The sequence below is a fragment of the Kribbella sp. NPDC048837 genome (assembly GCF_055586945.1).
In genome coordinates, this window is the sequence record NZ_JBVJHF010000001.1 from 1 (window position 1) to 15,017 (window position 15,017).

The following is a 15,017-nucleotide window of genomic DNA, read 5'->3' on the forward strand; positions in this document are numbered from 1 at the left end:
CGCGCAGGTCGGTGTCCAGGACGAGGTCGAGCACGGTGCGGACCTCGGGTTCGCCGAGCCAGGTCAGCTCGGCGCCTTCGGCGTAGGCGGCTCGCACCAGCGCGACGCGGAGGTTCTCGGCCAGTGGGGTGGGGTCGGAGGGGTTGCGGTCGGTGTGGCGGTGCGGGATCTCCTCGGCCAGCGCGCGTAGTGCCTCGTCCGGGGCGTTGACGGGCTCGACGACGATGCGGGCCAGCAGGTCGGGCTCTTCGGGGTACGGTGCGAGGCCGAACCAGGTGCCGTAGCCGAGTGCGGCGGCTGCGCAGCGCAGGTTGAAGGTCGCGGCGCCGGCGGCGATCCGCATCGCCCGGCCGGTCGGGTCCTCGGCCGGCAGTGTGCGCGACCCGTCGAGGAACAGGTCGATCACGTGACCGGCGACCTCGAACCGCCAGGGTTGGGTGTTGTGCATGCTGGGAGCGGCGATGGCCGCCTCGAGCAGGCTGTCGACGTGCTCCGCCGGCAAGTGCTGGTCCGACATCGCGGGCTCCTCCCACTGGTGATACTCCAGCCTCGCGCACGGGGAGACGGCCGCGCTGCAGGCAAGAGTCCCGACTACGAGAGGCCATTCGGCGGTCGGTCGGTCGCCGTTCGGCGCGTCACCGCTCAGTGGAACTGCCGGACCGCGGACGCTGTCCCCACGGGACCAGCCGGCGGCCGTGGATGGACTCGATGCCCAGCCGGATCAGGAGCGGGTCGTCCATCGGCAGCCAGGAGTGCAGGGGCAGCGTACGGCGGAACTCGGCGGCCTCTTCCGGTGAGACGACGGACAGGTGCCCGATGGCGGTGACGGTCCAGCCGAGGTGGCGTTCATGGTCCACGTCGTCGGTCTCGAACGCGACCACGTCACCCCGCTCGGCGGCCCGGAGCTTGTCACCTGTCCCGGTGCTGAACACGATCGTGTCGTCGTCGAGGACGAAGTTGACCAGGCGGACCGCCGGGAGACCGCCGTACGTGTAGACCAGCCGCCCGAGCGGGACGGATCCGAGCAGCCGCAGACACTCCGCCGGGCTGACGATCTCGAGCCGGGAATGATCGAATCGGTGCTGCTGCGTAGTCATCGGGGTCTCCTCTGGTGGAACTCCCACCATCGCCCCCCGCACAGCACCTCAGTAGGGCCGAAGGTCCCGACTCAGATGCGTAGGATGCCGAGCGTCTCGCGGGCGATCTGCCACTCCTCGTTGGTCGGTACGACGAGTACGGCGACCTCGCTGCCGTCAGCGGAGATCCGGCGGGCGCCGGTCGCCGGATCGGCGTTCCGCCCGGGGTCGATAGTGATGCCGAGGCGATCCAGCCCGGCGAGTGCGGCCGCCCGCACTTCGGCGGAGTGCTCGCCCACACCCGCGGTGAAGACGACGGCGTCCACCGTCCCGAGGACGGCGTAGTAGGAGCCGACGTACTTGCGGATCCGATGGCAGTACACGTCGAAGGCCAGCTCGGCCCGCTCGTCACCGTCCGCCCGCAGTCGCGACACCTCGCGGAAGTCGTTCTCCCCGGTCAGCCCCTTCAGCCCCGACGCGGAGTTGAGTGCACGGTCGATCTCCGCCACGGACATGCCCAGCTCCCGAGCCAGGTACGCCGGGACCGCCGGGTCCAGGTCGCCCGAGCGGGTCCCCATCACCAGTCCCTCGAGCGGGGTCAGGCCCATCGACGTCTCCACCGATCGGCCGCCCCGGACCGCGGAGGCCGAGCACCCGTTGCCCAGGTGCAGCACGATGACGTTCACCTCCGCCGGATCGCGGCCGAGCAGCCGCGCGGCCTCGTGGGAGACGAACGCGTGCGAGGTGCCGTGGAACCCGTATCGCCGTACGCCGTGCTCTTCCCGCCAGGCGGACGGCACTGCGTAGGTGTAGGCGTACGGCGGGAGGGTCTGGTGGAACGCCGTGTCGAAGACGGCGACGTGCGGCAGGTCCGGGAAGAGTTCCCGCGCGACCCGGATTCCCTCCAGGTTCGCCGGATTGTGCAATGGAGCGAGCGGCATCAGGTCGGTGACCTCGGCGATCAGCGCGTCGTCAACCAGGGCGGGCGCGGCGAATCGAGAGCCGCCGTGGACGACCCGGTGGCCGACCGCGATGATCGCGAGGTCGGTGAGTGACGGGCCGTGCGTTTCGAAGGCGTCGACCGCGCTGCGCAACGCGTCGTCGTGAGTGGCGATCGGCCCGGTGGTCTCGGTGCCTTGATGGACATGGCGTCCCTGGTCTTCGCCGATCCGTTCGACCAGGCCGACGGCCGCCGGCTCACCGGTGCAGGCGTCGACCACGCTGTACTTGAGCGACGAGGAGCCGGCGTTGATCACCAGGACGTGGTCGCTCATCGCGCGCCGCCGGCGGCCTGGACCGCGGTGATCGCGACCGTGTTGACGATGTCTCGTACGGTCGCCCCGCGCGAGAGATCGTTGACCGGTTTGCGCAGGCCCTGCAGGACCGGCCCGACCGCGACGGCGTTCGCCGACCGCTGCACCGCCTTGTAGGTGTTGTTGCCGGTGTTGAGGTCAGGGAAGATGAACACCGTCGCCCGGCCGGCCACCGGCGATCCGGGCAGCTTCGTCCGCGCCACGGCGGCGTCGATCGCCGCGTCGTACTGGATCGGGCCCTCGACCGGCAGCTCCGGTGCCCGTTCCCGGATGATCGCCGTTGCCTTCGACACCTTCTCGACGTCGGATCCCGTACCGGAGGTGCCGGTCGAGTAGGACAGCATCGCGACGCGGGGCTCGATGCCGAAGGCAACCGCTGTCTCGGCGGACGAGATCGCGATGTCGGCGAGCTGCTCGGCGGTCGGATCGGGGTTGACCGCGCAGTCGCCGTACACCAGGACCTGGTTCTGCAGGCACATGAAGAAGACCGAGGACACGACGGACACCCCCGGAACCGTCTTCACGACCTCGAGCGCGGGCCGGATGGTGTGCGCGGTGGTGTGGACCGCGCCCGAGACCATGCCGTCGGCGAGGCCGAGCTGGACCATCATCGTGCCGAAGTACGAGACGTCCCTGACCAGCTCCCGGGCACGGTCGAGGTCGACCCCGCGGTGCTGCCGGAGCCGGTGCAGTTCGTCCGCGAGCCGCTCGGCGAGGTCGTCGTGGTCAGGGTCGACGAGCCGGGCGGCCGCCACGTCCGCACCGAGGGCAGCCGCCTTCGCGCTGATCGCCACCGGATCCCCGAGCAGGGTCAGGTCGGCCACACCGCGCCGCAGCAGGACGTCCGCCGCCCGCAGGATCCGCTCCTCCTCGCCCTCGGGCAGGACGATGTGCTTGCGGTGGGCAACCGCTTCGTCGATCAGCTGGTGCTCGAACATCAGCGGCGTCACCGCGCTGCTGCGCGAGACCTCCAGTTGGTCCAGGAGCGCGTCACCGTCCACGTTCTGCTCGAACAGCGCCAGCGCCGCATCCACCTTGCGGGGCGAGTCCTTCGTGAGCCGGCCGCGGACGGCGGTCAGCGCGGCCGACGCGGCCTGGGTGTCGAGCGAGGTCTCGACGATCGGCAGCGTCACGCCGAGGCCGTCGATCAGCCGCTGGATCTGCGCCGGCAGCGTGAACCCGCCGTTCAGGATGATGGCCGAGATCCGCGGGAAGGTCAGCGAGGCATGGGCCATCAGCACGCCGAGGACCACCTCGGGACGGTCGCCGGCGGTGACCACCGCGGCCCCGTCGAACAACCTGTCGAGCACGTTCGGCATCGTCATCCCGGCCACCACGAGGCCGGTGACCTCGCGGGACAGCAGGGCGGCGTCCCCGCTGAGGAGGTGACCGTTCACCGGGGTCAGCAGGTCGGCGACCGTGGGCTGGGTCAGCAGCGGTTCTTCCGGCAGGGCGAACGCCGGTCGATCGGCAGCGGACAAGGCCTCGACGGTACGTGCGAGTTCGTCCGGGGCGACCCGGTTGGCGAGGACCGCGGCGAGCGAACCGTGGTTCGCACGCAACTCGCCGACCGCCATGTCGCCGATGGCCCGGAGATCCCGTGGGCCGCGGTGGAATCCGTTGAGCACGAGCAACACCGGCGTACCGAGGTTGGCGGCGATCTTCGCGTTGTAGGAGAACTCCGTCGGAGTCCCCACATCGGTGTAGTCGCTGCCGACCACGAGGACGGCGTCGGCGCGATCGGCGACCTGGTGGTAGCGCTGCACGATCACGTCGAGGGCGGCGTCGGGGTTCGCGTGGACGACGTCGTACGTGACGCCGACGCAGTCGTCGTACGCGAAGTCGACGGCCTCGTGCGAGGTCAGCAGGTCCAGGACGTAGTCGCGACCGCCGTGCAGTGCGGTGTCCGGACGAACGATGGGCCGGAACACGCCCACACGTTCGACCCGGCGCGACAGTTGCTGGAGCACGCCGAGAGCGACCGTGGACTTCCCGGTGGATCCCTCCACGGACGCGACGTAGACGCTGCTCTCCATGCCTGAACCCTAGCCGGAGGACTTGAGCCCGGCGTCCGTGCTGGGTGGACGCCGGGCTTGGGTGGTCAGAGGATGCTGAGGCCGATGGTGCCCGGTGTGAACCCGCCGGTGCTGACCCGGTCGCGTCCGGCCAGCGTGTCGATGGTCAACTGGTCGGCCGGTTCCGCGTCCTTCAGCCGGACATCTGCGCTCAGGCCCGAGACCCGGACGTCTCCGTGCGAGCCGGACACCCGGATGTGGTCGTTGCCGGGGGTGCCGGTGACGGTCACCGCGTCGGCGGCCGAGTCGCCACCGGTCGCGTTGAGCTGGGCGCCGAGGTCGACGTCGACCTTGCGGACATCGGTACGACGGAGGTCGCCGACGGTGACCGTGTCGGCGCCGCCGAGCGCGTTCAGCGAGACCCGCTCGACATCGTCGGTGTCCATCACGATGTTGCCCAGGTCGCGGGTGAACCGCAGGCGCGGACCGTTGGCCTCGGCAACGAACTTCTCCGCGCCGGCGGAACCGTTGAAGAGCATCGTGTCGAACCCGCGGCCGCCCTTGATCACGTCGCTGCCGTCGCCCGGATCCCAGATGAACGTGTCGTTGCCGCTGCCGAGCAGGGCCGTGTCGGTGCCCCGGTTCCCGTCGACGACGTCGTTGCCGGCGCCGGTGCGGAACAGTTCGTTGCCGCTGCCACCGAACACGGTGTCGTTGCCGTTGCCGGTGTCGACGATCGTGAACGGCTGCACCTCGGCGCCGTAGTCGATCCGCACGGTGTCGTTGCCGCCCCGGCTGGTGACCAGGATCTGGGTGAAGTCGGCCCGGTTCACCGTCTGCTTCGTCGTACCGGGGCCGAAGTCGACCTCGAGGACCGCCGTGTTGGCGGCCGGCACGCTCAAGGTGATGTTGTCCGCTTGGTTCGTGCCGGTGACGATCAGCTGACCGGTGTCGATCCTGACGCTGCTCGCCGGTGCCGCGGATGCTGTGCCGGCCAGACTCACCGAGATGGCGGCGGACACGGCGGCGACAGCCGCAACACTCAGACCTCGTCGGAAACGCCTTGTACTCATGATGATCCCTCCCTGTCGGATGGTGCGTACGGGCCCTACACGGCCACCGTCGCCGGCCGGTTCAAAGCAATTTCCAACCCGGCGAGATGGTTGCTAAAGGCACCTAAAGATCATCTGAACCGGATCGGCCCGCGGTTCGTATAGGGAGCACAGGAGGCGTGTCCGGACCCGCAGAGGCAGGCGATCATGGGAACCATCGCGGTGGCGTCAGCACCGACGGTCGCCGGCTCGGCGCGCCTGGTGACCGGCCGGTACCGGTTGATCTCGTTGCTCGGCCGCGGCGGCATGGGCCGGGTCTGGCTCGCCGAGGACGAGCTGCTGCGGCGGCGGGTCGCGCTCAAGCAGGTCCTGCTGACCGGCCACCCACCCGAGCAGGTCCGCACCCACGCGCTGGCCGAGGCGAAGGCGGCGGCGCGGCTGCATCACCACAACGCGGTCAAGGTGTACGACGTGATCGAGGACGCCGGCGACCACTGGATCGTGATGGAACTCCTCCCGGGACGAACCCTCGCCGACGCCCTGGCCTCGTACGGATCGCTCCCCGTCGCGCAGGTACGGCGGATCGCGCTGCACCTGGCCGACGCGCTGCGGGCCGTCCACCAGGCCGGCCTGGTGCACTCCGACGTCAAGCCCGCGAACGTCCAGCTCTGCGACGACGGCCGGGCGGTCCTGATGGACTTCGGCATCGCCGCTCCCATCGACCACCAGCAGCCCGTCTCGAGCGAGGCCATGGCCGGCAGCCCGGCGTACATGTCCCCGGAACGAGCCCGCGGCGAGGCGGTCGGCCCGGCGTCCGACCTGTTCTCACTGGGCGCGACCCTGTTCGCCGCCGTCGAGGGCCGATCACCCTTCGGCGCCGGCGACCCTTTCAGCACCCTGGTTGCGGTGGTCGAGGCCTGCCCGGCTCCCTTCGTCAACGCCGGCCCCCTACGTCCCGTCATCGAGGCGCTGCTCGCCAAATCCCCCTCCGCCCGCCCGACGACCGCCGTGCTCCTAGGAGTCCTTGGCGATCTCTTGGTGTAGGGACTTGAGGGCTGCGAGGTAGATCTCGGAGAAGGTCGGGAAGGGCTGGATGGTGTCGAGGAGGACGTCGAGGGTGATCCGGGCGCGGATGGCGAGCGTTGCCTGCTGGAGCCATTCGCCGGCTTCGGGGCCCAGGGCGTAGGCGCCGGTGAGGCGTTCGCCGTCGCTGAGGAGTGTGAGGAAGCCGTTGCTCTCGGCGTACTTGTGCGTGTAGGTGGCGGTCTTCGCGACGTCGCGGAGGGCCACGGTGGCGGCGTACCGGCCTTCGGTCGAGCCGACGGATGCGGCCTGGGGGTCGGTGAAGACGACGCGCGGTACGGCGTCGTAGTTCGCCTCGCGAGGTGTGCCGAGGATGTTGGTGGCGACGACGCGGCCCTGGTACTTGCCGACGTGGGTGAACGGCCAGATCCCGGTCACGTCGCCGAGCGCCCAGACGCCGGGGACCACTTGGAGGCGCGCGTCGACGGGGACGCCGTGGGGATCGGCTTCGACGCCGATCGTCTCCAGTCCGATGCCGTCGACCCGCGGGCGGCGGCCGGTGGCGACGAGCAGCCGGTCGCCGCGGAGCTCGCGGTCGTCGTCCAGGACGAGCACGTAGTCGTCGCCGTCACGGCGGGCGGCGTTCGCCCGTGCTCCGAGGACGAGTTCGATTCCGTCGCCGCGGAGGACGTCGCCGAGGGCCTCACCGAGTGACGAGGGTTCGCGGGGAAGGATGTGGTCGGCGGACTCGACGAGGACGACCTCGCCGCCGAACCGGCGTACGGCCTGGGCCAGCTCGACGCCGACCGGTCCGCCGCCGAGCACCAGCAGCCGGCGGGGGATCTCGGTCATCGCGGTGGCCTCGCGGTTGGTCCAGATGCCGTCGAGCTCGCGCAGGCCGGGGACGGGCGGTATGACGGGTTCGGAGCCGTTCGCGAGTACGACGTGGTCGGCGGTGTACTGGCGGCCGTCGACGTCGACGACCCCGGCTCCGGCCAGGCGTCCACGGCCGCGGATCAGGGCGATGCCGTGGTCGGCGAGCCACTTCTCCTGGCCGGCGTCGGTGTGGTCGGAGACCATGAAGTCGCGGTAGGCGAGCGCGGCCTTGACGTCGACGGTCGCCGGGGCGGCGGCCTCGTTCGCGGCGTGTGCGGCCTCACCCGGCCGGAGCAGGGTCTTGGACGGGATGCAGGCCCAGTACGAGCACTCTCCGCCGACGAGTTCACGCTCGACGACCGCTACCCGCAGGCCGCCGTCAGCCAGCGCACCGGCGGCGTGCTCGCCGGGGGATCCGCCGCCGATCACGATGACGTCGTAGTCGCTCATGTCTCCTCCTGTGCTGGGTGTGCTCCCCACCGAATATGGCTCCGCGGCGGCGCCTTCGCACCAGGGAGCCTCACTGGTCTCGGAGCTACGCGTGGGCGTCAGGCGGAGTGGTTGCGGTCCAGGGCGGTGCGGAGTTGCCGGCGTGAGGTGATGCGCAGCTTGGAGTAGGTCTTGCGGAGGTGCCACTCGACGGTTCGGGGGCTGATGAACAGCTGGGCCGCGATCTCGGTGTTGGTGAGGCCGTCGCGGGCCAGACCGGCGATCTGGGCTTCCTGGGCGGTGAGGTCGTTGAGGGTGTCCGGCCGGCGCTTGCGGACCTTCTCACCGGTGGCGAGCAGTTCGTGACGGGCTCGCCCGGCGAAGGCCTGGAGTCCCATCACGTCGAGTTGCCGGTGGGCTGTGCGCAGCTGTTCACGGGCGTCGACACGGCGTCCCTCGCGTCGCAGCCACTCGCCGTACAGGAGGTGGGCACGGGCGGTCTCGACGCGGAGGCCGGTCCTGCCGAGGTGCTCGATCGACTGCCGGTAGGCGTCTTCGTCGGCGCCGAAGAGGGCCCGGGCGCGTGCCTCGATGCCGCGTCCCCAGTCTGTTGGCGTGGCCGTGGTGCGTTCGGTCAGCCAGGCGAGGGCGGTTTCGACGAGTTTGGTGTTGCCCGTGCGTGAGGCCGCCTCGGCCAGTTCGCCGACGACCAGTACGCCGTACCCGAGGACGTCCTGCTCGAACACCTGCAGGGCCGCGTCGCGGGCGGCCTCGTACCGGCCCAGACCGTTGTGCAGTACGGCGTTCGCGTACGTCGCGAACGCCGCCATCCGGCCCTGGCTGTGCTCGGTCGCCTGCTGGATCGTCGTACCGATCAACGCGCGGGCCGTCGTCTCGTCACCGCGGAAGGCCTCGAGCAGCAGTCCGCCGACTCCGGTGCCGGGATTGCCGGTGGCCGACGCGATGTTCCGGGCTTCCTCGACCAGGGAGGTCACTGCTTTCAGGTCACCCGTCAGGCACAGCAGGTCGGCGCGGACGTTGAGGGCGAACTGCAGTTGGCCGAGCGCGCCGGTCCGGCGTGCCATCCGGTCCTGCCGGAGGGCGAGCTCGAGTGCGGTGTCGAAGTCCCAGACCTCGAGCGCGATCATGCCGCCGGCCCGGTTCCCGGCCAGCCAGAGCCAGTCTCCGATGTCGTTGGCGTCGCTCTGCGCCTGGCGTGCCTGGTCGAGCGCCTTGGTGAGGTGCGGTGCGGCCGCCGGGTATCCGCGGGTGAAGCGGAGCGCGAGTGCGTGAAGCAGCAGGTCGGCCGCTGGATCTGAGGCCGAGGCTGCTGGGGGAGGGGCCTCGGCTGCTGCGATGGCGAGGATGCCCGGCGCGTCGGGACCGCTGGCCCAGATGGCGGCCGACATCGCCTCCAGGTACACGACCCGCGCCCGGGCCGGATGATGGGGGCCGAGGTGCTTGGCGGCGCTGAGGAGCGTGCCGGCGGCTTCGCGGGCGTGTCCTTGGTCGAAGGCGATCTGACCGCGCAACTGTTCGGCCTCGGCGGCCCGGAGCGCGTCCGGCGGCCCGGCGGTCACCCCGCTGAGCAGGTCCAGCGCCGCGTCGAGCGCACCGCAACTGCGCTTCGCCACCGCTGCGGCCAACGTGCGCTGCGCCCTGCGGCCCGCCTCGGGGGTCAACTCCGCGGAGCGTTCGAGGAAGGCCGCCGCCGCGAAGAAGCCACCGCGCTCCAGTGCCCGTTGCGCGGACCGTTCGAGCTCCGCCGCAACGTCCTCGTCGGGTCGCGCGGTCGCCTGGGCGCGGTGCCACGCGCGCCGATCCGGATCGAGATCGGGATCGGTCACGCCGGCCAGCGCCTGATGCACGGCCTGGCGCTCTTGGGTGGTGGCGATCCGGTACGCCGCCGACCGCACCAGCGGATGCCGGAACCTGATGTGCCGGCCGAAGGTGATCAGGCCCGACTCGATCGCTTCTGCTGCGGGGTCGGCCCCTAACCCGAGTCGCTCGGCCGCGTGCCAGAGCAAGGTGGCGTCCCCGAGCGGTTCGGCCGCGGCGGTCAGCAGGAGTAGCCGGGCGTCGGCCGGCAGCGGCTCGAGGCGTCGTACGAAGCTCTCCTCGATGTGACTGGTCAGACTCCCCGAGGTCAGGCCGTCGGCGAGTTCCGCCGCGGTCCAGGCGCGGGGGAGTTCGAGCAGGGCGAGCGGGTTGCCGCGGGTCTCGGCCACGATCCGGTCGCGGACACGCGGGTCGACGGGCCCGGGCAGTACGGAATCGAGGAGGGCTCGCGCCTCGGCGTCGTCGAGGCCGCCGATCACGAGCTCGGCGAGTCCGGCCAGCTCGTGGTCTGCACCGTCGCGGACGGCGAAGACCATCACCACGGACTCCGCCTCCAGGCGCCGGGCGACGAACGCCAGGATGCGCGCGGACATCAGATCCAGCCATTGCGCGTCGTCGACGACGCACAGCACCGGCTGCTCGGCGGCCGCGTCGGACAGCAGGTTCAGGACCGCGAGCCCGATCAGGAACCGATCGGGCGTGGGTCCGCTCAGCAGGCCGAACGCCGTACCGAGGGCGTCATGCTGCGGACGAGGGAGCCGGTCGATCCGATCCAGGAACGGCCGGCAGAGCTGGTGGAGTCCGGCGTAGGCGAGCTCCATCTCGGACTCGATCCCGGCGACGCGGCTGACCTGGCACCCGTCGACGCCGGCGACCATGGCGTCCAGCAGTGCCGACTTGCCGACCCCGGCCTCCCCACGGAGCACCAGCGCGCCGCTTCGCCCCTCCCTGGCGGCGTCGACCAGTCCGTCGAGTACGGCGCCCTCGCGGGCCCGTCCCCGCAGCTCACGCTCCGCCATCGCCACCCCGCCGTCATCCGCGCCACACAACGACCTCAGGCTTCCATCCGGGATCGTGTGGACGCAAACGCAGACGGCTCTGGCGGACTCGCGGCGCGCGGTGGGTCAGGAGCTCTGGGACGAGCGGGCCTCGATGGCTTTGACGGTGTTGGTGAAGGCCTTGGACAGGAGGCGCTTGCCGACGAGGCCGACGACTACCCCGAGCACGCGTCCTTTGAGGTTCTTGCCCTCGCGGACGACGGTCACGTCGATCGCCGTCGTCCCGTCGGGCTGCCGGGTGAAGTCGTAGGTGTGGCCCGAGCGGCCGCCCCAGATGTTGGAGTCGGTGGTGGTGAGGACGACGTGGTTCGGGTCGGACCAGTCGTAGTGGAGGCGTTCCCAGATCCCGGCCGAGCCTTCGGTGACGTCGGCGTCGTGCTCGCCGAGGGCGTGGACCACGAGGTACTCGTCGGCGCTGTTGCCGAAGAGTTGCGCGCGACCCGGCCCGAAGTCGGTGAGCCCGGCGATGAACTGCTCAGGCGTCGAGGTCGTGGTCGTGTGCAAATGGATCGTGGACATGTGTACTCCTTCGCTGTGAGTTCTTCACTGAGCCCACACTCCCGCACCCGTCAACCCGTCGCACCAGTGAGTGACACGGGTTGTCCGGCGGAGTTCGACGGTGGTGGCGGCGGACGTGCGGTCGTAGTGTCGGTCAGGGGCGGCCGACGCCGTCCCGGGTCTGCGGGCTGGGAGAGGATGAGCGATGGTTGACTCGGTCGCACCACACGGACTCCACCATGTGACTGCGATTGCGGAGGATCCGCAGCGCAACGTCGACTTCTACACCACGGTGCTCGGGCTGCGCCTGGTCAAGCGGACCGTCAACTTCGACGCCCCGGACACCTACCACCTGTACTACGGGGACGCCTCGGGCCGGCCCTCGACCCTGTTGACGTTCTTCCCCTGGCCGGGAGCGCCGAACGGCAAGCAGGGGACCGGACTCACGACAGCGACCGCGTTCAGCGTTCCGCCCGAGTCCCTCGGCTGGTGGCAGCACCGGCTGCAGGGCCTCGGCGTCGACGCGGACGAGCCGGTCGCCACCTCCGACGAGGAGATCCTGCGGCTGCGTGACCCCGACGGCCTGGTGATCGAGCTGGTTGCGTCCGACGGCGACACCCGATCCGGCTGGGACGGCGTCGCGGCCATCCCGTTCGACAATGCGATCCGCGGACTCTTCTCGGTCACCATGACCGAGCAGTTGCTCGACCCGACGGCCGAGATGCTCGCCGGCATGCTGGGGATGGCGCACGGACAGGACACCGCCGATGGCTCACGGTTCGTGATGTCCGGTGGAGCCGAGGGTACGGCGGTGGACGTCCGGCCGAGCAACGTGTCCCGCGGGGTCCAGGCAGCCGGAACGGTCCACCACATCGCCTTCCGGGCACCCGACGGCGAGACCCAGGCGAAATGGCGGATGGAGTTGATCGAGGCCGGCGTACAGGTCACCGAGATCCTCGACCGGCAGTACTTCACCTCGATCTACTTCCGCGAACCCGGCGGGGTCCTGCTGGAGATCGCGACCGACCAGCCGGGCTTCACCGTCGACGAACCGCTGCTGGAGCTCGGCCAGCACCTGAAGCTCCCGCCCTGGCTCGAACCGAACCGCGAGCAGATCCAAGCCTCGTTGCCGGCCCTGCGCGTACCGCCGCAGCCGGACGAAGCCGACTCATGAGCGAGGACCCGCTGCGCCGGCCGCACGTCTGGCAGCGGGGCTCGTCCACGCCGCCGCTCCTCCTGCTGCACGGAACCGGTGGCAACGAGCACGACCTGCTCGTACTGCGGGAACACCTGGCGCCCGACGCACCCGTGCTGTCGCCCCGGGGGACCGTCTCGGAGCAGGGGATGGCCCGGTTCTTCCGCAGGATCCGGGAGGGCGTGTTCGACGAGGACGACCTGCGGCTGCGCGTGGACGAGCTCGCCGCCTTCCTCACCGCGGCCGAGCAGAAGTACGACGTGGCCGCGGGGTCCTGGCTGGCGGTCGGGTTCTCCAACGGAGCGAACATGGCGTCGGCGCTGCTCCTGCGCCACCCCGAGTCGCTCGTCGGCGCCGTCCTGCTCGCCGCGATGGTGCCCTTCGCGGCGGACGAGCCCGAGGACCATGCTCTGTCAGGCAAGCGGGTGCTGATCGTCAACGGTGACCGCGACCCGATGGCGACGCCTGAACAGACCAGCCGGCTGACCGAGCAACTCCGCCGGCGGGACGCCGGGGTCGAGCTGCTGCCGTTCTACGGCGGTCACACCATCGACGCCGGCCAGCTTCCGCAGATCAAGAAGTTCATCGACGCGGGTCGGCACTGACCCACGGGGTGTCAGCGGAAGGGATCGTGGTCGGCTTCCTGGCGGACCGCGTGGAGAGCGTCGCGGAGGTCGGGGATGCTGACCGAGCCGAGGGCCAGGCGTAGGGCGTGCGGCACGGTCGGTGTCGTGGCGAAGGGTTCGGCAGTCGAGACCGCGATCCGTCGGTCGGCCAGGGCTGCCGCGATCCGGTCCGGGCGGGCGTCGGGGGCCAGGGGTAGCCAGAGGAAGTAGGACGAGGGGTGTGCGATGTAGGGCAGTCCGGCCAGGATCTCGGCGGCGATGGATTGCCTGTGGCGGGCGTCGTTCCGTTTCTGGGTCTCGAGGCGGTCGACGGTGCCGTCCTCCAGCCACCGGCTCGCGATCGCCGCCGTCAGGCCGGGCGTGTGCCAGGTCGTTGCCCGGATGACGCGCTCAAGGGTCGGCACGAGTACGGCGGGTGCGGCGACGAAGCCGATCCGCAAACCCGGCGCGACGCTCTTGGACAGCCCCGACACGTAGATAGTCAGGTCGGGGGCAAGGGTCGCCAGCGGAGGTGGTGTGTCCTCGACCAGGTAGGCGTACGAGGCGTCCTCGATGATCGAGACGCCGTACCGGTTGGCGATCGAGACGAGGTGCGCGCGCTGGGAGTCGTCGTACACCCAGCCGAGGGGGTTGTGCAGGGTCGGCATCGTGTAGACGGCGCGGACGCGGCGGCGCCGGCACAACTGTTCGAGCGCGTCGGGATCGGGCCCGGCCTCGGTCATCGGCACGGGTGACAACTCGAGTCCCAGCGTGCGCGCGAGCACGATGAAACCGGGATAGGTGACCGCATCCACCGCGACCACGTCGCCCGGCTGGAACAGTGCCATCGCGGTCACCGCGAGACCGTGCTGGGCGCCGTCGACGATCAGGACTCGTTCGCGGCCGACGTCCAGTCCCCGTCGGCGTAAGTGCTGGGCGATCGCGGCGCGGTCCTGAGTGCGGCCGCGATGTGGCTGGTAGCGCAGGAGCGCGTCGAGGTCGCCGGCTCCGGCGAGGTCGCGCAAGGCCTGGCGCAGCAGGTCGGCCTGGCCGGGGACCGAGGGCGAGTTGAAGCTCAGGTCGATGGCGTCGACGGCCACCGCCCGTTGATCGGTCTCCTCGCCGGATGCGGCGGCGAGGTCGCGGACGAACGTACCCCGGCCCTGCTCGGAGCTGACCAGGCCCATCGCCTCCAGTTCGGCGTACACCCGGGACGCCGTCACGACCGCGATGCCCTCGTCGGCGGCGAGCTTGCGATGCGTGGGCAGTCGGTGGCCGGCCGGCCACCGTCCGCCGCGGATCTGCACGGCCAGTGCGTCGACCACGCCCTTGTACTTCGGCACCCTCACCGCCGCATTGTATGCATGACAATTCTTTGATCGTCATGGATCGGCGGTTCTAGCCTGCGATCCATGCACATCGCGATCCTGACCTTCGACGGCTACAACGAACTCGACAGCCTCATCGCCCTCGGCATTCTGAACCGCGTGAGCGGCTGGCGGGTGTCGATCGCCGCGCCGACGCCGCGGGTGTGTTCGATGAACGGCGTCACGATCGACGCCACGATCGATCTCGACGAGGCCTGCTCCGCTGACGCGGTCATCGTCGGCAGCGGCAGGAAGACTCGCGAGGTGGTCGAGAACCCGACCATCATGCGCACGTTGGGCCGGCTCGATCCCACCCGGCAGTTGCTGGCCGCACAGTGCTCCGGCGCGTTGGTCCTGGCCAAGCTCGGGCACTTGAACGACGTACCCGCCTGCACCGACCTCGTCTCCAAGCCGTGGGTCGTCGCGGCCGGCGTCGAGGTCCTCGACCAGCCGTTCTTTGCCCGCGGCAACCTTGCCACGGCCGGCGGCTGCCTGGCATCGACGTACCTCGCCACCTGGACCATCGCCCGCCTCCACAGCCTCGAAGCCGCCAAGGACGCCATGCACTACGTCGCACCCGTCGGCGAGAAGGACGAGTACGTCGCCCGCGCCCTGCGCAACGTGACCCCCTACCTCAGCCCAACAGCCGTCATTTGACGCATGCGCCGGAC

The 15,017-nt window shown here is 70.5% G+C and carries 13 protein-coding genes; 4 read left to right on the forward strand and 9 right to left on the reverse strand.

The features are described from left to right. The 5 genes from ACZ6O0_RS00005 to ACZ6O0_RS00025 all read right to left on the reverse strand — a co-directional run. A partial coding sequence (locus ACZ6O0_RS00005; protein ID WP_465762549.1) for a nitroreductase family protein occupies window positions 1-517 on the reverse strand: 517 nt, incomplete at its 3' end. A gap of 118 nt (window positions 518-635) precedes the next feature. Continuing rightward, window positions 636-1,097 (reverse strand): pyridoxamine 5'-phosphate oxidase family protein, encoded by a 462-nt coding sequence (locus tag ACZ6O0_RS00010; RefSeq protein WP_465762550.1) that lies wholly within the window; start codon window positions 1,095-1,097, stop codon window positions 636-638. Between the two features lie 71 nt (window positions 1,098-1,168). Then, a complete protein-coding gene (locus tag ACZ6O0_RS00015; protein WP_465762551.1) occupies window positions 1,169-2,350 on the reverse strand; it encodes an acetate/propionate family kinase in 1,182 nt (393 codons plus the stop codon). Next, window positions 2,347-4,425 carry a phosphate acetyltransferase gene (pta, locus tag ACZ6O0_RS00020; RefSeq protein ID WP_465762552.1) on the reverse strand — a complete coding sequence of 693 codons (2,079 nt, stop codon included), beginning with the start codon at window positions 4,423-4,425 and terminating at the stop codon, window positions 2,347-2,349. Before pta ends, ACZ6O0_RS00015 begins: the two co-directional genes overlap by 4 nt. A gap of 65 nt (window positions 4,426-4,490) precedes the next feature. Continuing rightward, a complete protein-coding gene (locus ACZ6O0_RS00025) occupies window positions 4,491-5,477 on the reverse strand; it encodes a calcium-binding protein (protein ID WP_465762553.1) in 987 nt (328 codons plus the stop codon). Between the two features lie 186 nt (window positions 5,478-5,663). Here ACZ6O0_RS00025 and ACZ6O0_RS00030 point away from each other — a divergent pair, with 186 nt between their 5' ends. Then, window positions 5,664-6,500 (forward strand): serine/threonine-protein kinase, encoded by an 837-nt coding sequence (locus ACZ6O0_RS00030; RefSeq protein WP_465762554.1) that lies wholly within the window; start codon window positions 5,664-5,666, stop codon window positions 6,498-6,500. On the opposite strand, the gene ACZ6O0_RS00035 is transcribed toward ACZ6O0_RS00030, so the two are convergent. The 3 genes from ACZ6O0_RS00035 to ACZ6O0_RS00045 form a co-directional block, all read right to left on the reverse strand. Then, complete coding sequence (locus ACZ6O0_RS00035) at window positions 6,471-7,805, reverse strand: dihydrolipoyl dehydrogenase family protein (protein WP_465762555.1); 1,335 nt, start codon at window positions 7,803-7,805, stop codon at window positions 6,471-6,473. The genes ACZ6O0_RS00030 and ACZ6O0_RS00035 overlap by 30 nt on opposite strands. Before the next feature lie 98 nt (window positions 7,806-7,903). Next, on the reverse strand, window positions 7,904-10,642 hold the full coding sequence (locus ACZ6O0_RS00040) for a helix-turn-helix transcriptional regulator (protein ID WP_465762556.1): 2,739 nt from the start codon (window positions 10,640-10,642) through the stop codon (window positions 7,904-7,906). Between the two features lie 105 nt (window positions 10,643-10,747). Next, window positions 10,748-11,200 (reverse strand): hypothetical protein, encoded by a 453-nt coding sequence (locus ACZ6O0_RS00045; RefSeq protein ID WP_465762557.1) that lies wholly within the window; start codon window positions 11,198-11,200, stop codon window positions 10,748-10,750. Window positions 11,201-11,420: 220 nt separating this feature from the next. Here ACZ6O0_RS00045 and ACZ6O0_RS00050 point away from each other — a divergent pair, with 220 nt between their 5' ends. Together ACZ6O0_RS00050 and ACZ6O0_RS00055 are read left to right on the forward strand one after the other, a co-directional pair. Beyond that, on the forward strand, window positions 11,421-12,353 hold the full coding sequence (locus ACZ6O0_RS00050; protein WP_465762558.1) for a ring-cleaving dioxygenase: 933 nt from the start codon (window positions 11,421-11,423) through the stop codon (window positions 12,351-12,353). After that, window positions 12,350-12,979, forward strand: coding sequence for an alpha/beta hydrolase (locus tag ACZ6O0_RS00055; RefSeq protein ID WP_465762559.1), 630 nt, complete (start codon window positions 12,350-12,352; stop codon window positions 12,977-12,979). Before ACZ6O0_RS00050 ends, ACZ6O0_RS00055 begins: the two co-directional genes overlap by 4 nt. Window positions 12,980-12,990: 11 nt before the next feature. On the opposite strand, the gene ACZ6O0_RS00060 is transcribed toward ACZ6O0_RS00055, so the two are convergent. Next, window positions 12,991-14,328 (reverse strand): aminotransferase-like domain-containing protein, encoded by a 1,338-nt coding sequence (locus ACZ6O0_RS00060; RefSeq protein ID WP_465762560.1) that lies wholly within the window; start codon window positions 14,326-14,328, stop codon window positions 12,991-12,993. 63 nt (window positions 14,329-14,391) lie between these two features. Between ACZ6O0_RS00060 and ACZ6O0_RS00065 the strand changes: the two genes are divergently transcribed. Continuing rightward, the gene (locus ACZ6O0_RS00065; RefSeq protein ID WP_465762561.1) at window positions 14,392-15,003 is read left to right on the forward strand and encodes a DJ-1/PfpI family protein; all 612 of its coding nucleotides are present in this window, start codon (window positions 14,392-14,394) and stop codon (window positions 15,001-15,003) included. Window positions 15,004-15,017 lie beyond the last annotated feature (14 nt).